Here is a 17,477-nt window from a genome sequence, read left to right on the forward strand (position 1 = left end):
AATAGAAGGAAAAGGTATCTAGGGCGCCAACGGCTTTTCCGAAATCCGCGTCATCCCCAGAAACGGACTGGCTTCTACGTAACGCATGGCCGATTTCATATCCTTCCAGCCGACGTAACTCATCAGCGATTTCAAATCCCAACCGCTTTGATGGGCCCACGTGGCAAAACCCCGTCGCAACGAATGGCTGGTGTAGTGCTCGGCCGCAATGCCGGCGCGCTCCAGCGCCTGGCGCAATAACGGGATGATGCTGTTGGCGTGCAAGCCCTCTTCGCTCAAATGGCCCCAGCGGTCGATGCCACGGAACACCGGCCCGCGCACCAATGCGGCCTCGGTCATCCAGTCGATGTATGCCTGCACCGGACACAATCGCTGCAACGCCGGTGTCTGGTAAGTCTTGCCAAGGTTTTCGCGGTCGCTCTTGCTGCGAGGCAGATACAGGGTGATGCCTGAACCGGCACTGGCCTGTACGTGTTCAATTTGGAGGCGGCATAACTCGTCGCTGCGGAAACCGCGCCAGAAACCCAGCAAGATCAGCGCCCTATCGCGCCGGGCTCTTAACAGCGCCGGTCGATCGTCTTTTGATTTCGCGGCTTGTGCCTCCTGCTCAAGCCAGACCACCACTTGCTCCAGATGCTGAAGCTGCAATGGCTCAGCCTGCTTCTCCTGTGCCGGGTGCAGCGCACGAATGCCTTTGAAGACTTTGCGCACCACGGGCGCCTTGGTCGGATCGGCAAACCCCTGACTGTTGTGCCACTGCGCCAGCGCCGACAACCGCAGCTTTAACGTATTGATCGATAACTCACCCGCATACGCCACCAGATAACGCGCAACGCTGTCAGCCGTGGCCGGCAGAAACCCGCCCCAATCGACTTCGAAATGTTCGATGGCCGCCCGGTAGCTTCGGCGAGTGTTGTCGCGCGTGGCGGCTTGCAGGTAACGATCCAGATCGCTCATGGGCTTACTTCTCGAAGGCGTACTGTTTTCTTGGCTGAAAAGCCGCGCCAAAGCGCATCACATTGGGTAATACCAGTATATCCCTTGTGAATACTTAACGTATTTAATGTTTCCTATTGGCGTGGTACATTGTGTACTTTAGTGGTATGTACCACAGTACGAAATCGTAGGAGAGTTCATGGCACGCGGTGGTGTTAACAAAGCAGTGGTGCAAGCGGCACGCTTGGCAATTCTGGCTCGCGGTGAAAACCCCAGCATCGATGCAGTACGGATCGAAATGGGCAACACCGGCTCGAAAACCACTATTCACCGGTACTTGAAGGAGCTGGATGACGGCGCCGAGCCGGTAGCGCCCTCCTCCGAACCCATCGATGACGAGCTGGCCGGGCTGGTCTCGCGCCTTGCGCAACGCCTCAAGGAACAAGCACAAGAGCCCATCGATCAGGCACGCGCGCAGTTCGAACAGCAACGAAAAGACCTGGAAAGCCAACTGACAGACGCCCAGGAAGCCAACAGCGAATTGCAGCAACAGTACGAGATTCAAACCCTGGCACTGACGCAGGAGTCCGAAACCCTGCAAAACACCCTGTCGATGCTGCAGACCGAGCAAACCCGTAACGCCGGAATGAATCAGGCACTCGCTGATTTCGAGTTGCGCTTGCAAGACAAGGACGAGCAGATCCGCTCCCTTGAGGAAAAGCACCTGCACGCCCGTGACGCACTGGAGCACTATCGCAACGCCGTCAAAGAGCAGCGCGAGCAGGAACAAAGCCGCCATGAAGGCCAGGTGCAGCAGATTCAGATGGAGTTGCGCCAGACCCAGCAAAGCGCCCTGGTGCGCCAGGATGAAATCACCCAACTGCACCGCGACAACGAACGCCTGCTGACCGAAAACCGCGGCACATTGCGCGAGCTGAGCCTGTTGCAGGAACAGCTCAAGCACACCCATACCCGCCAGGATCAACTGCTGGAACAGGTCAACCGGATCGACAGCGAACGCACCCTCCTCCAGGAACGCCTGCGCGCAGCTCTGCTGGAGAGCCAGTCGCTGAAGCAGAACGTCGAGGAGCAGTCGCAGATAAACAAAGCGCTGGAAATTGAATTACTGACGACTCAGGCGAGCCTCGATGAAAGCGTGCGCCTGGCAGCGGTCATTGCGACAGCGCCAGACGCAGCCAAGGCCGATTAACCCGCGACCGGTGTACGCATGGTGACGAACTCTTCGGCAGCCGTCGGGTGCACGCCGATGGTTTCGTCGAAGTCGCGCTTGGTAGCGCCCGCCTTCAAGGCAATCGCCAGACCTTGCACGATCTCGCCGGCATCCGGCCCGACCATGTGGCAACCCAACACCTTGTCGGTTTTGCCGTCCACCACGAGCTTCATCAGCGTGCGCTCCTGACATTCGGTCAGGGTCAGCTTCATCGGGCGGAAACGGCTTTCGAAAATCACCACGTCATGGCCGGCCTCGCGAGCCTCTTCTTCCGTGAGGCCGACTGTGCCGATGTTCGGCAAGCTGAACACGGCCGTCGGGATCATCTTGTAATCCACCGGGCGATACTGCTCAGGTTTGAACAAGCGACGCGCAACGGCCATGCCTTCAGCCAGCGCAACCGGCGTGAGCTGGACCCGGCCGATCACATCGCCCAGCGCGAGGATCGATGGTTCGGCGGTCTGGTATTGCTCATCGACCTCGACGAAGCCTTTCTTGTCGAGTTTGACCCCGGTGTTTTCCAGCCCCAGGTTATCCAGCATCGGACGCCGGCCAGTGGCGTAGAACACGCAATCCGCCTCCAGTTCGCGACCGTCCTTGAGCGTAGCCTTCAAGCTACCGTCAGCGAGCTTTTCAATGCGCTCGATGTCGGCATTAAATTGCAGGTTCATGCCACGCTTGGTCAGTTCTTCCTGCAAGTGCTTGCGCACCGCGCCGTCAAAACCGCGCAGGAACATATCCCCGCGATACAGCAACGTGGTTTCGGCGCCCAGGCCGTGGAAAATACCGGCGAACTCAACGGCGATGTAACCGCCACCGACAACCAGCACACGTTTTGGCAGCTCTTTGAGGAAGAATGCCTGGTTGGAGCTGATCGCGTGTTCATGCCCCGGAATCTCCGGAATCTGCGGCCAGCCGCCCGTGGCGATCAGGATGTTCTTTGCAGTAAAACGCTCGCCATTAATCTCGACCGTATTAGGATCGACGATCTTCGCGTGGCCTTCATGCAAGGTCACACCGCTGTTGACCAGCAGGTTGCGATAGATACCGTTCAGGCGATTGATCTCGCGATCCTTGTTGGCAATCAGCGTTGCCCAATCAAACTGTGCTTCGCCCGGCGTCCAGCCAAAGCCCGAAGACTGCTCGAAGTCTTCGGCGAAGTGCGCACCGTAGACCAGCAACTTCTTCGGCACGCAGCCGACGTTCACGCACGTACCGCCCAGATAACGACTCTCGGCCACGGCCACTTTCGCGCCAAACCCGGCCGCAAAACGCGCCGCTCGCACACCGCCGGAACCGGCGCCAATCACATAAAGGTCAAAATCGTAGGCCATTTTCAATCTCCTCGGCAGGCAAACAGCATACCCGCAGACGTCCGTTGGGCAAGCGCTGCAAACGATATGGGGCCGGAAAATGAAAAAGCCACCCGAAGGTGGCTTTTAAGAAACAAGCAGGTCAAACGCTATCAGTAAGCCTTGCCAGTCTTGTAGAAGTTCTCGAAGCAGAAGTTGGTTGCTTCGATGTAGCCTTCAGCGCCACCGCAGTCGAAACGCTTGCCTTTGAATTTGTAGGCAATGACGCAACCGTTTTGCGCCTGCTTCATCAGGGCGTCGGTGATCTGGATCTCGCCGCCCTTGCCTGGCTCGGTCTGCTTGATCAGGTCGAAGATGTCCGGGGTCAGGATGTAACGACCGATGATCGCCAGGTTCGACGGTGCGTCTTCAGGGGCTGGTTTCTCGACCATGTTGCGAACGCGGTAGAGGTCATCACCGATCAGGTCACCGGCAATTACACCGTACTTGTTGGTTTCCTGCGGATCGACTTCCTGGATCGCAATGATCGAGCAGCGGTACTGTTTGTACAGCTTGACCATCTGCGTCAGTACGCCGTCACCGTCGAGGTTGACGCACAAGTCATCCGCCAACACCACGGCGAAAGGTTCGTCGCCGATCAGCGGACGACCGGTCAGGATGGCATGACCCAGGCCTTTCATTTCGGTCTGGCGAGTGTAGGAGAAAGAGCACTCGTCGAGCAGTTTGCGGATACCGACCAGGTATTTCTCTTTGTCGGTGCCCTTGATCTGGTTTTCCAGCTCGTAGCTGATGTCGAAGTGGTCTTCCAGGGCGCGCTTGCCACGACCGGTAACGATGGAGATTTCGGTCAAACCGGCATCCAGAGCTTCTTCGACGCCGTACTGGATCAGTGGCTTGTTTACCACCGGCAGCATTTCTTTGGGCATGGCTTTAGTCGCTGGCAGGAAGCGAGTACCGTAACCGGCTGCTGGGAACAAGCATTTCTTGATCATAAAAGTCCTTGAAAGGGCTGTGTGTACGAGTTTCGGCGCAGTCTAATCAGGCGGCGTGCACCTTACAATGCCCCGCACTGGCTAACCGATGCCAACATAGAGAAATATTCTTGCGGATAGTTCCGCAGAACGTCGCGATGCCTCTTATAGATAGCAGATTTTCGGGGCTGCACAGGTGACAACCGAGCATGCAATCGCACCCACCCTACACCCATCAACACCGGTTGCGTGCGTTTGGCGTTATCATTGCGCAATTGAACCAGCCAACGAGGCAGATAGATGTCGGTAGCAAAAAGTGTCAACGGGTTCCTGATCAATCAGGCGAAAGACGGCCAGTGGTGGGTAGCCAGCGTCAGCGGCGAGAATATCGCCGGGCCATTCCCGACTGAAGCGTTGGCGATTGAAGTGGCGTCTGTATTGGAACTCGAACACCCGGAGCCGAAGCGCCGCGGCAAGGATAAGTCCTGATCCGGAGCCGATTTGCATGACCAAGCCCTGCCTCGCGCAGGGCTTTTTTGTGATTGGATGAAACGAAGTGGCCTTTCGCTATAACCTTTTGATTCCGGCGCTGTCACAGGCTTAGCCCATCACCCTGACGACGACAACGACATGAATAGATTTTTGCCTTTGATTGCGATATTGGCCCTGAGTGGCTGCGCCACCTCTGAAAAGACTTACCTGGGCAATGGCGAAACAGGCCTGTCCATCGACTGCTCCGGCGAAGCCAACTCCTGGGCCTCCTGCTATGAAAAAGCCGATGCCTCCTGCGCCGGCACCGGCTATCGAATCGTTGGCACCGACGGAACCCCGTCGACCAAGGAAAGCGACAAGACCCTCGGCGTCGACGTAGGCAACTACAAAAACCGCAGCGTCGTGGTGGTCTGCAAGTAAGGCGCCCTGCCCTACATGTGAATTTCGGCGAACTTGATCCCGAGACCGCGCACGGTCTCGATCAGATCGTCGAGACGACTGAAGGATTCGACTTCATCGTTATCGTCCACCAGAAAATAGCTGCGCCCGGCGCTTTTCTTGAAAAACACGATCCATTCCCCCGGATCAGCCGGATTTTGAATCACATGGGTAGCAGAGATGTGACCCTCTGCGTGCCGTTCCCGTACCTGCTCTCGCTTCATGCTCGACTCCAGAAATGACAATGCCGCCAAAGCGTTGCTTTGACGGCATCGATGCTGACTGTCGCCAGTCTATCAGCCGGAAATGCACGCCGTGGCGGCATCGCGCACATCCATGGGGCGTAATGGCACATTGGAGATGCGCTCATGCAGCTTGATGCTGCTGCCACTGGAACGTTCTTCGATATCGAATACAGCGGCCGGACCCGAGGAGAACTTCTGCGGCACGATGACCCGCACGCCGTCTTTGCCCTGCGGCTCGACTTGCAGGGCGCCGCGGCTGCCGGCCAGTTTCTCGGTCAGGCATTGCGCGTACTCATGGGGCTTCTTGCCTGAAATCACGCTCATGGTGGGCAGCGTCTCGTTGATTTCCGAGACACTCGCACAACCACTCATCGCCAACGCCAATGGCAAAACCCACGCACCCCACTTCATAAAAAACCTCCGATAAAGCCCCTCCGACAGCACAAATGCTGGTTTTCTCCGAGGCCCACTGCTTTTATCGCTCATAGAATTCCGAATAACTGTTTTTAATTGTCAAAGCGGAGCCCGACGACCGGATAATAACCCGTTCGGGCTGATAAACTGCGCCCATCGCCCATGCTATCGTTTTGATTTTGTAGAAAAAGCCCTTCTGGAGGCGCCTCATGAAATTTATCCACCAGCGCGAGCACCTCAATGAAGACGACATCGTCGTCATTCAGTGCTCGCAAATGTGCAACATCCGCTTGATGAACGACGCCAATTTCCGCAGCTTCAAGAATGGTGGCCGTCACACTTACCATGGTGGTGCATTCGACACCTTCCCGGCCCGAATTACTGCACCAAGCACCGGTTTCTGGAACATCACCATCGACACCGTCAACCGTCGGGCGATCAGCGTGACCCGCAAACCGACCTTGTCCCACTCGATCAAGATCATCCGCCGCTCCACCACGAAACTGAGCTGAGCACCGCCCGACTCGAACACAGGCAGATATGACCGTGACCCAAACAACCAAGTACGTCATCAAATACAAACTCAACGGCGAACGCCGCTTCGAATTTGCCCAGCTTGAAAACGGCACCGAAGCAGAAGCCAAAGCCGCGCTGGACGCCATTCATGGCCAGGGCGAAGACGTCATCAGCGAGATCAGCGTCAGCAAAGCGCTGTAACGGGATTCGGAGCGACAACCGGGATGTCTGCTCCGTCCGTTGAATTCGACCGCAAGCGCCGGAGTGTTCACGACGGCAGCGCTCCCTAGACTGGCCACCTCAACCCTGGGTTAAGGAGTCAGCACATGTTTAACGAGCGTACGCTCGATGCACTCGACTGGGACAGCCTGTACCAGCAACTCGATCAGGATGGCTGCGCCATCATCCGGTCATTGCTGAGTGCCGAAGAGTGTGACGACATCAGCGCGCTCTATGCGAAACCAGAGCCTTTCCGCTCACAGGTCATGATGGCCCGCCACGGCTTTGGCCGCGGCGAGTACAAATACTTTCGCTACCCGCTGCCGGATCTCGTCTGTCGAATGCGCAATGCGCTTTACCCGCGACTGGTGCCGATTGCCAATCGCTGGTACGAGCAGATGGACTTGCCGATCCGTTTCCCCCCGAAGCACGAGGCGTTCCTTGAGCGCTGTCATGCCGCCGGTCAGGAGCGCCCAACGCCGTTGTTGCTGCAATATGGGCCACAGGACTACAACTGCCTGCATCAGGATCTGTACGGTGAACACGTTTTTCCACTGCAAGTGGCGATTCTTCTGTCAGAGTCAGGCGAAGATTTCACCGGCGGCGAGTTTGTACTGACCGAGCAACGGCCACGGATGCAGTCTCGCCCCCAGGTGATTGGCCTGAAGAAAGGTGACGGGCTGATCTTTGCCGTCAACCAACGACCAGTCAAAGGCGTTCGCGGCTTCTACCGTGTCACGTTGCGCCACGGGGTCAGTCGCCTGCACAGCGGAAAACGGCATACCCTTGGAATCATCTTTCACGATGCGACATGACCCCATGACCCCGAGCACATTCGACCTGTTTGCCGACGCCGAGCCCGAGCAGCTACCTCGGCGCGAGCAAATCGGCGAACAGTCTTGCGTACTGAGAGGCTTTGCCCTGCCCTGGCTGGATCGTTTGCTGCCTGCACTGGAAGCGGTTCTGGCCGCCGCGCCGTTTCGGCAGATGGTCACGCCCGGCGGCTTCATCATGTCGGCAGCCATGAGCAGTTGCGGTACCTGGGGCTGGACCACCGACCGCAGCGGTTATCGCTACACCCGCAATGATCCGCAAACCGACGCGCCCTGGCCGGCCATGCCCGCGGTGTTTTTGGCGCTCGCACAAGCGGCGGCGCGCGAAGCCGGTTTTGCTGATTTCGTACCCGATTCGTGCCTGATCAACCGTTATGTCCCCGGCGCCAAAATGTCTTTGCATCAAGACAAGGATGAAGCGTCCTACGCAGCACCGATCGTTTCGGTCTCCCTGGGCTTGCCGGCGATGTTCCTGTTCGGCGGGTTTGAACGCAGCGATAAAAGCCAGCGAGTACCACTGTTGCACGGCGATATCGTGGTCTGGGGCGGCGTTGATCGCTTGCGTTATCACGGTGTCTTGCCGATCAAGGACGGTCAGCACCCGCGAATGGGCGAGCAACGGATCAACTTCACGTTTCGTACCGCAAAATGAATCCCCGAATTTGACCGCAAGCCCCGGAGTGCGACGACTGCGCCGGCTGGTTAATCTGAATCAAACAGGTCAACGGACAAGAAGCCATGACACGCCAATCGACAAGAATCGCCACCGAAAACGATCCGCGCTGGGCCGCCGTCGTCGCACGCGATCCCCGCGCAGACGGGCAGTTTGTGTATGCAGTGAAAACCACCGGCATCTATTGCAGCCCCAGCAGTCTGGCGCGCTTGCCCAAGCCGCAGAACGTCGAATTCTTCGACACCGCCGAGCAAGCCCAGGCGGCCGGTTACCGCCCGAGCAAACGCGCAGCGAAAGATCAAAGTGACGTCGCCGCGCAACATGCCGCAACGGTGGCCGCCGCGTGCCGTCAGATCGAGACCGCAGAGCATCTGCCGGCACTGAGTGAGTTGGCCGACGTGGCGGGCCTGAGCAGCTTCCACTTTCACCGAGTGTTTAAAGCCGTGACCGGATTGACGCCCAAGGGCTACGCCACGGCCCACCGTTCACGCAAGGTTCGCCAACGCTTGATCGATGGAGGCTCGGTGACCGATGCCTTGTATGACGCCGGTTTCAATTCCAATAGCCGATTTTATGAGGCGGCGGATCAATTGTTGGGGATGAAACCTGGCGACTACCGCGCCGAAGGCCAGAACAACGACATTCGGTTTGCCGTCGGCCAGTGTTCTTTAGGGGCGATTCTGGTGGCGCAAAGCGAACGCGGTGTGTGCGCGATTCTGCTGGGTGATGATCCGCACCAATTGGTGTGCGACCTGCAGGACAAGTTTCGGCGGGCCAACCTGATCGGCGCCGACCACGGGTTCGAGCAGTTGATCGCTCAGGTCGTCGGGTTTATCGAAGCGCCGGCCATCGGCCTGGACTTGCCTCTGGATGTGCGCGGCACGGCGTTTCAGGAGCGCGTCTGGCAAGCCCTGCGGGAAATTCCTGTCGGCAGCACCGCCAGTTACGCCGATGTCGCGCAGCGCATCGGCTCACCGAAAGCGGTGCGCGCCGTGGCCCAGGCCTGCGGCGCGAACAGCCTGGCGGTGGCGATCCCGTGCCACCGCGTGGTGCGCAGTGACGGCAACTTGTCGGGGTATCGTTGGGGCGTGGAGCGCAAGCGGCAGTTGTTGGAGCGCGAAAGCCAATAAATCAAAAGATCGCAGCCTGCCGCAGTCGCAGGCTGCGATTTTTGCTTTCAGCGATTCACATCCACCACCACACGGCCACGCAGCTGACCGGCGAGCAATCGCGGTGCCGCATCGATCGCCTCACTCAAACCGATTTCGTGGCTGATCAGCGGCAGCAAGGCAAAGTCCAGATCCTTGGCCAGACGGTTCCATGCCAATACCCGCTTGGCTTTGGGTTGGGTCACGCTGTTGATTCCGGCCAGGGTCACGCCGCGCAAAATGAACGGGGCGACAGAGGCCGGAAAGTCCATGCCTTGCGCCAAACCACACGCGGCGACAGTGCCGTTGGCTTTCGTGCTGGCACAGGCGTTGGCCAGGGTGTGACTGCCGACCGAGTCGATCACAGCCGCCCAACGCTCCTTGGCCAGTGGTTTTCCCGGCTCGGACAATGTCGCGCGGTCGATGATTTCGCTGGCACCCAATTGCTTGAGGTAGTCGTGTTCGGAGGTGCGGCCAGTGGACGCGACCACCCGGTAGCCGAGCTTGTTCAACAGCGCGATGGCGAAACTGCCTACACCACCGTTGGCGCCCGTGACCAGAACGTCACCCTGCTCAGGCGTCACACCGTTATGTTCCAAGGCCAGGATGCTCAGCATCGCCGTGTAACCGGCCGTGCCGATCGCCATTGCCTGGGCAGCGGTGAATTCCCGAGGCAACGGAATCAGCCAGTCGCCATTCAGGCGCGCCTTCTGCGCCAATCCGCCCCAATGCCCTTCACCGACTCCCCAGCCATTGAGTACGACTTGATCACCGACCTTGTAGTCCGGATGCCCACTGACTTCGACAGTCCCCGCCAGATCAATGCCCGGCACCATCGGGAATTTTCGCACCACCGGGCTGCTGCCGGTGATCGCCAGACCGTCCTTGAAGTTCAGCGTGCTGTACGCCACACGCACTGTCACATCGCCCTCGGGCAGTTGATCGTCATTGATCTCTTGCAGTGTGGCCCGGTAACCGCTGTCGTCTTTGTCGATCAAAATGCCTTGGAACATTGTCGTCTCCTGTCAGATCATTCAGTTGTCGTGCTACTGGAATATCACACTGCAACCTTTTGCCGTACCCGACTTTAAGCCAATCCAGGAATGCCCCATCCTGAAACCCGATGGGTCTTGCGCCTGTCTTTGCTGATACAAGTCCCGTCCTGCAGCCCTGCCCCGTTATGACCCGGAGAACCTTGAAATGAGCCAATGGCCAGATACCCGAATTATCGATTTGCTGGGGATCGAACTGCCGATCATCCAGGCTCCGATGGCTGGCGCAACCGGTTCAGCCATGGTCATCGCCGCGAGCAATGCCGGCGGCCTGGGCTCGATGCCCGCGGCCATGCTGACCACCGAGCAGTTGCGCGAAGAATTGAAGACCATTCGCCAACACACTCAACGCCCGATCAACGTCAACTTCTTCTGCCATCAGCCGCCCCCTGCCGACGAGCAACGTGCCCGGGACTGGAAGAATCTGCTGCAACCCTACTACCGCGAACTCGGCGTGGATTTCGACGCACCGACACCCGTGTCCAATCGCGCGCCGTTCGATAACGCAACCTGTGAAGTGATCGAAGAATGCCGCCCCGAAGTGGTGAGCTTTCACTTCGGCCTGCCGGAAAAATCCCTGCTGGATCGCGTCAAGGCGACCGGGGCGAAAGTGCTGTCTTCGGCGACGACTGTCGAAGAAGCCGTCTGGCTTGAGCAGCATGGCTGCGACGCGATCATCGCCATGGGTTACGAAGCCGGTGGCCATCGGGGCATGTTTCTCAGCGACGATTTGAGCAGCCAGGTGGGCCTCTTCGCGCTGCTGCCGCAAATTGTCGACGCGGTGAAAGTGCCGGTGATTGCCGCTGGCGGCATTGCCGACGCACGGGGCGTGGCGGCGGCGTTTCTGTTGGGCGCGTCCGCGGTGCAGGTGGGCACGGCGTATTTGTTTACACCGGAAGCCAAGGTCAGCGCCTCTCACCACAAGGCGTTGCGCACGGCCAAAGAAAGCGAGACCGCCGTCACCAACATTTTCACTGGCCGCCCGGCACGCGGGATTCTCAATCGCGTGATGCGCGAACTCGGACCGATCTGCGATAAAGCACCGGCCTTCCCGTTGGCAGGTGGGGCGTTGATGCCGTTGCGGGCAAAGGGCGAAGCGGATTTCAGCAACCTCTGGGCCGGGCAGGCATTCAGGTTGGGGGGTGAGATGACGACAGCAGAATTGACGCAGCGTCTGGCCCAAGACGGCTTGGCGAAACTGTTGCACCGCTAGGCACAAGACCTGGGGCGAGGCGTTTCGCCGCAATGCAATCGAGATCAACACATTCCGTTTGCAGGCAATTCGCTATATATTCCGCTATATAGCGTTTTAACCCCTCGCTGTCCCTGCCTACAACGGAGCCGTTTCATGACCATTCGTGCCTCACGTTTTGCCCCTACTTGCCTGGCGAGCCTGCTTGCTGTGTTCGCCATTGGCGCGGCCCAGGCGGACGAAGTCCAGGTCGCCGTCGCGGCCAACTTCACCGCGCCGATCCAGGCTATCGCTGCTGATTTCGAGAAAGACACCGGGCACAAACTGGTCACCTCCTTTGGTGCAACCGGCCAGTTCTATACGCAGATCAAGAATGGCGCGCCGTTTGAAGTGTTCCTCTCGGCGGACGACACCACCCCGCAAAAACTCGAAGCCGAAGGCGACATCGTCAAGGGCTCGCGCTTCACCTACGCCGTTGGCACCCTGGCGTTGTGGTCAGCCAAGGACGGTTACGTCGATGCCAAAGGGGATGTGCTGAAAAAGAACGAATATCAGCATCTGTCCATCGCCAACCCGAAAGCCGCCCCTTATGGCCTGGCTGCCACCCAGGTTTTGGCCAAGCAGGGCCTGACCGACAAGGTCAAGGACAAGATCGTTGAAGGCCAGAACATCACCCAGGCTTATCAGTTTGTCTCAACCGGTAACGCAGAACTGGGCTTTGTCGCCTTGTCGCAGATCTACAAAGACGGCAAAGTCACCAGCGGTTCGGCGTGGATCGTTCCAGCCAGCCTGCACGACCCGATCAAACAAGACGCGGTGATCCTCAACAAAGGCAAGGACAACCCGGCTGCCAAGGCGCTGGTTGACTACCTCAAAGGTCCGAAAGCCGCTGCTGTCATCAAATCCTACGGTTACCAACTCTAAATGACCCTGTCGAGTGCCGATTTTTCCGCCATCTGGCTGACCCTGAAACTGGCGTCCCTGACGACGGTTATCCTGCTGGTGATCGGCACTCCGATTGCGTTATGGCTTTCGCGCACCCAATCCTGGCTGCGCGGCCCGGTCGGGGCGATTGTCGCCCTGCCCCTGGTGCTGCCGCCCACGGTGATCGGTTTTTATCTGTTGCTGGCGCTTGGCCCTAACGGCTTTATCGGCCACTTCACTCAATCGCTGGGGCTTGGCACCCTGACGTTCAGTTTTGCCGGATTGGTAATCGGCTCGGTGCTCTATTCGATGCCGTTCGTGGTCCAGCCGTTGCAAAACGCTTTTTCTGCCATTGGCACCCGCCCGCTGGAAGTAGCTGCGACCTTGCGCGCCAATCCCTGGGACACTTTTTTCAGCGTGATCCTGCCTCTGGCCCGACCGGGGTTCATCACCGCCGCGATTCTCGGTTTCGCCCACACCGTCGGTGAGTTTGGCGTGGTGCTGATGATCGGCGGCAACATCCCCGACAAGACCCGTGTGGTCTCGGTGCAGATCTACGATCACGTCGAAGCCATGGAATACGCCCAGGCCCACTGGCTGGCCGGGGCGATGCTGGTGTTCTCGTTTGCCGTGTTGCTGGCGCTGTACTCCAGCCGTAAAACCAAAGCGGGCTGGAGCTGATCGATGATTCAAACACGTCTGAAACTGAGGTATTCGGGGTTCGCCCTGAATGTGGACTTGCAACTGCCCGGCCGTGGCGTCACCGCGCTTTACGGCCATTCCGGCTCGGGCAAGACCACCTGTTTGCGCTGTATTGCGGGCCTGGAACGGGCCGAACAAGGCTTTATCCAGGTCAACGATGAAGTCTGGCAGGACAGCGACAAGAAGATTTTCGTAGCACCGCACAAACGCGCAATCGGCTATGTCTTCCAGGAAGCCAGTCTGTTTACGCACCTGTCGGTGTTGGCGAACCTGCAGTTCGGCCTCAAGCGAATCCCCAGACACCAACGCCGGGTCGACATGGCGCACGCGACGGAGCTGTTGGGTATCGGTCATCTGCTGGACCGCCATCCGCAGCACTTGTCGGGTGGCGAGCGACAGCGTGTCGGCATTGCCCGCGCGCTGCTCACCAGCCCGAAACTGTTGCTGATGGACGAACCGCTGGCGGCGCTGGATTCGCAACGTAAAAGCGAGATCCTGCCCTACCTGCAAAGGCTGCACGATGAGCTGGACATCCCGGTGCTGTATGTCAGCCATTCCCAGGATGAAGTGGCGCGACTGGCCGACCACATCGTCCTGCTCAGCAACGGCAAAGCCCTGGCCAGTGGCCCTATCGGCGAAACGCTGGCCCGGCTCGATTTGCCTTTGGCGTTGGGCGATGACGCCGGCGTGGTGATCGAGGGTCATGTCAGTGCCTATGACGCCGATTATCAGTTGCTGACCTTGCAACTGCCAGACACCGCTCTGAACATCCGCGTGACGCACACGCCGATGGACCCCGGCCAGGCGCTGCGTTGCAAGGTCCAGGCGCGCGATGTCAGCCTGAGCCTGCACAGCGCCGAGCAAAGCAGCATCCTCAACCGTCTGCCGGTGACCGTGATCAGTGAAATGGGCGCAGACAACGCCGCCCACGTGCTGATCCGTCTGGATGCGGCCGGCACACCGCTGCTGGCGCGAATCACCCGCTACTCCCGGGATCAGTTGCACGTGCATCCCGGCCAACAGCTCTGGGCGCAAATCAAAGCGGTGGCGGTGCTGGCGTAAACCCGCTGGCACGACTTCACTGGCACGCGGTCAATGGCTGTAACGGCCCCTGATTCGTCGCCAAGGACTACCGCCATGCCCGACTCCACGCTGACTGATGTGCTGCCACCTGACCTGCATTATGTCGATGACACCCAGCCCGGCATCGCCCGCAAGAAACTGCGTGGCAAGTTCTGCTACTTCGACCCGGACGGAAAACGCATCACCGACCCAAAGCAAATCAAACGTATCAATGCCCTCGCCGTCCCCCCGGCCTACACCGACGTTTGGATTTGCGCCGACCCGCGTGGGCATCTGCAAGCCACAGGCCGTGATGCCCGGGGGCGCAAGCAATACCGTTATCACCCGCGCTGGCGCGAAGTGCGCGATGCCGACAAATACTCGCGCCTGCGGGATTTCGGACTCGCCCTGCCGAAACTGCGCAAACAGCTTGAAACGCTGTTGGCCGCGCCGGGCTTCAGCCGTGACAAGGTCATGGCCACGGTCATTACCTTGCTCGACGCGACATTGATTCGGGTCGGCAACACGCAGTACGCCCGGGACAACCGCTCGTATGGGCTGACCACGCTGCGCAACCGGCACGTCGAGATCAACGGCAGTGCGATCCGGTTCCAGTTCCGGGGCAAGAGCGGCGTCGAGCACCAGATCACCGTGAAAGACCGGCGCCTGGCACGAATCATCAAACGCTGCCAGGAGATTCCCGGGCAGAACCTGTTTCAGTATCTGGATGAAAGCGGCGAGCGGCACACCGTCAGTTCCTCCGACGTCAACGCCTACCTGCAAACCCTCACCGGCACCGACTTCACCGCCAAGGATTACCGCACCTGGGCAGGCAGCGCGCTGGCGTTGTCGGTGTTGCGCGGTTTGCAGTGGGAACCGGAATCAGACGCCAGGCGGCATGTGGTGGAGATGGTCAAGAACGTCGCCAGGCAACTTGGCAACACCCCGGCAGTTTGTCGCAAGTGCTATATCCACCCGGCGGTGCTTGAGGGTTTCCTGATGGGGGCATTGGCCGAGTTACCGCGCCCGAGAACACGTAAAGGCTTGAGGACCGAGGAAGTCGGGCTGGCGATGTATTTGGAGAAGATGATCGAGGCGACTCAACCGACGAACTGACCTGTTCATTTTTTGCGCGATTACAAATGGCTTCTATAGTTGTTGTGACACAAATTAGCTTCGAGTGAAGCCATGGAAGACATTTACGTTGTTAAGCGTTGCAACAAGATCATCGTTTATGGCCGCCGAGCCGGCGAAGACCAACATCAGCCACCTGAAGCCGCCGTCTGGTATCGCATCACCGATACCCGGACTAACGGCTACATCGGTGACGGCTACGATCTTGAAGAAAAAGCCCAACGCACGTGCGATCAACTCAATGCCCGATCGCAAGTGGTGGCCCGACAAGGCTGAAGTCCGGGTCTATACTGAAAAATGGCTGAGGGAACAGCGACCCCATCGGCAGAAAGCTCGCTCTTTGCGGGCTTTTTGCTGCCACTGCCAGGTTTCTTGAACGGAGGTGTTTGCCATGTCCGAAAAAGAGTCCATCACCACCCTGCTCACCCTGCTCGACTCGCGCCAGGTTCGCTTGGCCGCAGCGTGCAAGGAAATCGCCGACTGGGTCGATCATCAAGGCGGGCATCCGACCGCCCTCAGGATTCGTGATCGCCTGAACGACATCGAGAAGGACACGCCGCTGATTCGTAACACGCTGTCTTCGCTCAAACCTGTCGAGCCGCCGCTGCCGCGGTTCAGATGATTCGATCTGGACTCCGGACACGAGCGCACGGCCAGGACGCATGAACGGCGACGATGATCGTCACCGGGTGCGTCCTTGCCTGATCACCTGCTACTGAATCCCAAACCCGGCCCTGTACCGGGATTTTTTTTGTCCGGTCATTTCACACAGCCTTCACAACTCACGCCTTACTGTGGCCCTACTCCTTTTGAAATATCCCTTGGCCCGCCCGCATGCGGGCCTTCTTTTTGCTCGCCTGCGCTCAACGAACGTCATCACTCGCGTGAGGTCAAACGGTCACACGTCACGAAGGAGGCGTCTGATGGTTACTCACTTCAAAGTTGCCGGGCATCTGGCTTGCGGCCACAAAGGCAGCAAGCTCACCTCAACCACTGAACTGAACCGAGTGAAATGCAGAAGTTGCCGAAACACCGATGCATACAAGGATGCACGCAAAGACCAACGCAACGCGGCACGCCGCGCAGCACGCAAAGCCAAAGCCACTCACACTGCCAATGACTGGCGCGCAGCATGGGTCGAGCGGCTTACCGCCATGGCCGGGCTGCAACGGTTGCCCCGTGGTTTTAGCGGTCAACCATTCGTTTAACGGACAGGTTCGGCGGTTGAAGCACGTTCACTCGGCCCGGCCGCCGGCCCCATGATTTCTCGCAAAGACATCCGCTTGAACGCTTCGACCAGCGCGCGTCCCTCCTCGGGAGCGCATGAGATGGCCAGGCGCATTGTCGCCTCGCCCAGACTCCAGATCAGAAAGGCAGACGCCTGAACCTGTTGTATATCGCTGCTGGGGTTTACCCGCAGCATCGCATCCGCCAATAACCCGCCGGCAATCCGACACTCCTGCAGTTCCAGCGCCATGAGTTGCTTGTCTGCCTGCATGCCTGACCAGATGTCACGCATCGCCGGTGTCGCCAGGAAGATCTCGTAATACTCGTCCAACAGCTCTGAAAAGGCCTCGCGCAGCCCTTGCGCGTCCTCGACCGCAACCATGGCGACTTCGATGCAACGACGGCTTTCGGCGTTATAGCGCTCGGCCAAGGTGCGAATCACCGAACTCTTGTCTGGAAAATACTGATAAAGCGAGCCGATCGAAATCCCGCACATTTCGGCGATTTCACTCATTTTCACTTGATCGCTGCCCTTGCTCGCAATCAATTGCGTCCCCGCCGCCAGGATTCGCTCCTGGCGTTCGCGGCTGCGCTGCTGCGTGGGATTGCGCCGGACGGTCTCTGAAACGGCTTGCTCGTGGGCTTCGGTGGTTTTCTTCGGCACTGGCGTGCTTCCCGATCAATAACATGACATAGCCTCACCTTAGCACCGCCCGTACGTCGGTTTCACCGGTTCTTCCAGTTGACGACAAAAC

At 58.8% G+C, this 17,477-nt stretch carries 23 protein-coding genes; 16 read left to right on the forward strand and 7 right to left on the reverse strand.

Going from position 1 to position 17,477, the window contains the following annotated elements; translation table 11 throughout:
* Positions 1–18: 18 nt before the first annotated feature.
* Positions 19–957 (reverse strand): site-specific integrase, encoded by a 939-nt coding sequence (locus KGA97_RS06115; RefSeq protein WP_223480396.1) that lies wholly within the window; start codon positions 955–957, stop codon positions 19–21.
* A gap of 178 nt (positions 958–1,135) precedes the next feature.
* Between KGA97_RS06115 and KGA97_RS06120 the strand changes: the two genes are divergently transcribed.
* A complete protein-coding gene (locus KGA97_RS06120) occupies positions 1,136–2,146 on the forward strand; it encodes a DNA-binding protein (RefSeq protein WP_223480397.1) in 1,011 nt (336 codons plus the stop codon).
* On the opposite strand, the gene gorA is transcribed toward KGA97_RS06120, so the two are convergent.
* Together gorA and galU are read right to left on the reverse strand one after the other, a co-directional pair.
* The gene (gorA, locus tag KGA97_RS06125; RefSeq protein WP_223480398.1) at positions 2,143–3,501 is read right to left on the reverse strand and encodes a glutathione-disulfide reductase; all 1,359 of its coding nucleotides are present in this window, start codon (positions 3,499–3,501) and stop codon (positions 2,143–2,145) included. The genes KGA97_RS06120 and gorA overlap by 4 nt on opposite strands.
* A 131-nt stretch (positions 3,502–3,632) precedes the next feature.
* Positions 3,633–4,472 (reverse strand): UTP--glucose-1-phosphate uridylyltransferase GalU, encoded by an 840-nt coding sequence (galU, locus tag KGA97_RS06130; protein ID WP_008036893.1) that lies wholly within the window; start codon positions 4,470–4,472, stop codon positions 3,633–3,635.
* A gap of 279 nt (positions 4,473–4,751) precedes the next feature.
* Between galU and KGA97_RS06135 the strand changes: the two genes are divergently transcribed.
* A complete protein-coding gene (locus tag KGA97_RS06135; RefSeq protein ID WP_008036894.1) occupies positions 4,752–4,940 on the forward strand; it encodes a hypothetical protein in 189 nt (62 codons plus the stop codon).
* 141 nt (positions 4,941–5,081) lie between these two features.
* Entirely contained in the window at positions 5,082–5,363 is a 282-nt protein-coding gene (locus KGA97_RS06140; protein ID WP_008036896.1) for a hypothetical protein, read from the forward strand.
* A gap of 11 nt (positions 5,364–5,374) precedes the next feature.
* Here the strand turns inward: KGA97_RS06140 and KGA97_RS06145 are convergent, their stop codons facing one another.
* Both KGA97_RS06145 and KGA97_RS06150 read right to left on the reverse strand, forming a co-directional pair.
* Positions 5,375–5,605 (reverse strand): hypothetical protein, encoded by a 231-nt coding sequence (locus tag KGA97_RS06145; protein ID WP_008031064.1) that lies wholly within the window; start codon positions 5,603–5,605, stop codon positions 5,375–5,377.
* A gap of 72 nt (positions 5,606–5,677) precedes the next feature.
* Complete coding sequence (locus KGA97_RS06150) at positions 5,678–6,037, reverse strand: hypothetical protein (RefSeq protein ID WP_223480399.1); 360 nt, start codon at positions 6,035–6,037, stop codon at positions 5,678–5,680.
* Between the two features lie 212 nt (positions 6,038–6,249).
* Between KGA97_RS06150 and KGA97_RS06155 the strand changes: the two genes are divergently transcribed.
* From KGA97_RS06155 to ada, 5 genes are all read left to right on the forward strand, one after another.
* Entirely contained in the window at positions 6,250–6,552 is a 303-nt protein-coding gene (locus tag KGA97_RS06155) for a DUF1883 domain-containing protein (protein ID WP_008031060.1), read from the forward strand.
* Positions 6,553–6,586: 34 nt separating this feature from the next.
* Positions 6,587–6,757 (forward strand): hypothetical protein, encoded by a 171-nt coding sequence (locus KGA97_RS06160; protein WP_162130704.1) that lies wholly within the window; start codon positions 6,587–6,589, stop codon positions 6,755–6,757.
* Positions 6,758–6,882: 125 nt separating this feature from the next.
* The gene (locus tag KGA97_RS06165; protein ID WP_223480400.1) at positions 6,883–7,590 is read left to right on the forward strand and encodes a 2OG-Fe(II) oxygenase; all 708 of its coding nucleotides are present in this window, start codon (positions 6,883–6,885) and stop codon (positions 7,588–7,590) included.
* Complete coding sequence (alkB, locus tag KGA97_RS06170; RefSeq protein WP_223416087.1) at positions 7,580–8,260, forward strand: DNA oxidative demethylase AlkB; 681 nt, start codon at positions 7,580–7,582, stop codon at positions 8,258–8,260. Before KGA97_RS06165 ends, alkB begins: the two co-directional genes overlap by 11 nt.
* Before the next feature lie 86 nt (positions 8,261–8,346).
* Positions 8,347–9,411, forward strand: coding sequence for a bifunctional DNA-binding transcriptional regulator/O6-methylguanine-DNA methyltransferase Ada (gene ada, locus KGA97_RS06175; RefSeq protein ID WP_192227050.1), 1,065 nt, complete (start codon positions 8,347–8,349; stop codon positions 9,409–9,411).
* Positions 9,412–9,458: 47 nt separating this feature from the next.
* On the opposite strand, the gene KGA97_RS06180 is transcribed toward ada, so the two are convergent.
* Positions 9,459–10,442 carry an MDR family oxidoreductase gene (locus KGA97_RS06180; RefSeq protein WP_192227049.1) on the reverse strand — a complete coding sequence of 328 codons (984 nt, stop codon included), beginning with the start codon at positions 10,440–10,442 and terminating at the stop codon, positions 9,459–9,461.
* Between the two features lie 187 nt (positions 10,443–10,629).
* Between KGA97_RS06180 and KGA97_RS06185 the strand changes: the two genes are divergently transcribed.
* From KGA97_RS06185 to KGA97_RS06220, 8 genes are all read left to right on the forward strand, one after another.
* Positions 10,630–11,694: an NAD(P)H-dependent flavin oxidoreductase gene (locus tag KGA97_RS06185; RefSeq protein WP_223480401.1), complete on the forward strand. Its 1,065-nt coding sequence runs from the start codon at positions 10,630–10,632 to the stop codon at positions 11,692–11,694.
* 135 nt (positions 11,695–11,829) lie between these two features.
* Complete coding sequence (gene modA / locus KGA97_RS06190; RefSeq protein WP_223480402.1) at positions 11,830–12,597, forward strand: molybdate ABC transporter substrate-binding protein; 768 nt, start codon at positions 11,830–11,832, stop codon at positions 12,595–12,597.
* Positions 12,598–13,278 (forward strand): molybdate ABC transporter permease subunit, encoded by a 681-nt coding sequence (gene modB / locus KGA97_RS06195; RefSeq protein WP_192227047.1) that lies wholly within the window; start codon positions 12,598–12,600, stop codon positions 13,276–13,278.
* A gap of 3 nt (positions 13,279–13,281) precedes the next feature.
* Positions 13,282–14,361 carry a molybdenum ABC transporter ATP-binding protein gene (modC, locus tag KGA97_RS06200; protein WP_223480403.1) on the forward strand — a complete coding sequence of 360 codons (1,080 nt, stop codon included), beginning with the start codon at positions 13,282–13,284 and terminating at the stop codon, positions 14,359–14,361.
* Between the two features lie 75 nt (positions 14,362–14,436).
* Complete coding sequence (locus KGA97_RS06205; protein WP_223480404.1) at positions 14,437–15,477, forward strand: DNA topoisomerase IB; 1,041 nt, start codon at positions 14,437–14,439, stop codon at positions 15,475–15,477.
* Positions 15,478–15,549: 72 nt separating this feature from the next.
* Positions 15,550–15,771, forward strand: a complete 222-nt coding sequence (locus KGA97_RS06210; protein ID WP_223416091.1) for a hypothetical protein — start codon at positions 15,550–15,552, stop codon at positions 15,769–15,771.
* A 115-nt stretch (positions 15,772–15,886) separates the two neighbouring features.
* Positions 15,887–16,117, forward strand: coding sequence for a hypothetical protein (locus tag KGA97_RS06215; RefSeq protein WP_008031039.1), 231 nt, complete (start codon positions 15,887–15,889; stop codon positions 16,115–16,117).
* A 301-nt stretch (positions 16,118–16,418) separates the two neighbouring features.
* Entirely contained in the window at positions 16,419–16,703 is a 285-nt protein-coding gene (locus KGA97_RS06220) for a hypothetical protein (RefSeq protein WP_008036910.1), read from the forward strand.
* On the opposite strand, the gene KGA97_RS06225 is transcribed toward KGA97_RS06220, so the two are convergent.
* Positions 16,700–17,386, reverse strand: coding sequence for a TetR/AcrR family transcriptional regulator (locus tag KGA97_RS06225; protein WP_223480405.1), 687 nt, complete (start codon positions 17,384–17,386; stop codon positions 16,700–16,702). The two genes, KGA97_RS06220 and KGA97_RS06225, sit on opposite strands and share 4 nt — an antisense overlap.
* Positions 17,387–17,477: the final 91 nt, after the last annotated feature.

It is taken from the genome of Pseudomonas sp. BF-B-15, assembly GCF_019946675.1.
Lineage (GTDB): Bacteria > Pseudomonadota > Gammaproteobacteria > Pseudomonadales > Pseudomonadaceae > Aquipseudomonas > Aquipseudomonas migulae.

What these genes read in the sequence shown, in the direction of transcription:
- KGA97_RS06115 (WP_223480396.1), bottom strand. Translation starts at nt 957, where the DNA reads ATGAGCGATCTGGATCGTTACCTGCAAGCCGCCACGCGCGACAACACT.
- KGA97_RS06120 (WP_223480397.1), top strand. Translation starts at nt 1,136, where the DNA reads ATGGCACGCGGTGGTGTTAACAAAGCAGTGGTGCAAGCGGCACGCTTG.
- gorA (WP_223480398.1), bottom strand. Translation starts at nt 3,501, where the DNA reads ATGGCCTACGATTTTGACCTTTATGTGATTGGCGCCGGTTCCGGCGGT.
- galU (WP_008036893.1), bottom strand. Translation starts at nt 4,472, where the DNA reads ATGATCAAGAAATGCTTGTTCCCAGCAGCCGGTTACGGTACTCGCTTC.
- KGA97_RS06135 (WP_008036894.1), top strand. Translation starts at nt 4,752, where the DNA reads ATGTCGGTAGCAAAAAGTGTCAACGGGTTCCTGATCAATCAGGCGAAA.
- KGA97_RS06140 (WP_008036896.1), top strand. Translation starts at nt 5,082, where the DNA reads ATGAATAGATTTTTGCCTTTGATTGCGATATTGGCCCTGAGTGGCTGC.
- KGA97_RS06145 (WP_008031064.1), bottom strand. Translation starts at nt 5,605, where the DNA reads ATGAAGCGAGAGCAGGTACGGGAACGGCACGCAGAGGGTCACATCTCT.
- KGA97_RS06150 (WP_223480399.1), bottom strand. Translation starts at nt 6,037, where the DNA reads ATGAAGTGGGGTGCGTGGGTTTTGCCATTGGCGTTGGCGATGAGTGGT.
- KGA97_RS06155 (WP_008031060.1), top strand. Translation starts at nt 6,250, where the DNA reads ATGAAATTTATCCACCAGCGCGAGCACCTCAATGAAGACGACATCGTC.
- KGA97_RS06165 (WP_223480400.1), top strand. Translation starts at nt 6,883, where the DNA reads ATGTTTAACGAGCGTACGCTCGATGCACTCGACTGGGACAGCCTGTAC.
- alkB (WP_223416087.1), top strand. Translation starts at nt 7,580, where the DNA reads ATGCGACATGACCCCATGACCCCGAGCACATTCGACCTGTTTGCCGAC.
- ada (WP_192227050.1), top strand. Translation starts at nt 8,347, where the DNA reads ATGACACGCCAATCGACAAGAATCGCCACCGAAAACGATCCGCGCTGG.
- KGA97_RS06180 (WP_192227049.1), bottom strand. Translation starts at nt 10,442, where the DNA reads ATGTTCCAAGGCATTTTGATCGACAAAGACGACAGCGGTTACCGGGCC.
- KGA97_RS06185 (WP_223480401.1), top strand. Translation starts at nt 10,630, where the DNA reads ATGAGCCAATGGCCAGATACCCGAATTATCGATTTGCTGGGGATCGAA.
- modA (WP_223480402.1), top strand. Translation starts at nt 11,830, where the DNA reads ATGACCATTCGTGCCTCACGTTTTGCCCCTACTTGCCTGGCGAGCCTG.
- modB (WP_192227047.1), top strand. Translation starts at nt 12,598, where the DNA reads ATGACCCTGTCGAGTGCCGATTTTTCCGCCATCTGGCTGACCCTGAAA.
- modC (WP_223480403.1), top strand. Translation starts at nt 13,282, where the DNA reads ATGATTCAAACACGTCTGAAACTGAGGTATTCGGGGTTCGCCCTGAAT.
- KGA97_RS06205 (WP_223480404.1), top strand. Translation starts at nt 14,437, where the DNA reads ATGCCCGACTCCACGCTGACTGATGTGCTGCCACCTGACCTGCATTAT.
- KGA97_RS06210 (WP_223416091.1), top strand. Translation starts at nt 15,550, where the DNA reads ATGGAAGACATTTACGTTGTTAAGCGTTGCAACAAGATCATCGTTTAT.
- KGA97_RS06215 (WP_008031039.1), top strand. Translation starts at nt 15,887, where the DNA reads ATGTCCGAAAAAGAGTCCATCACCACCCTGCTCACCCTGCTCGACTCG.
- KGA97_RS06220 (WP_008036910.1), top strand. Translation starts at nt 16,419, where the DNA reads ATGGTTACTCACTTCAAAGTTGCCGGGCATCTGGCTTGCGGCCACAAA.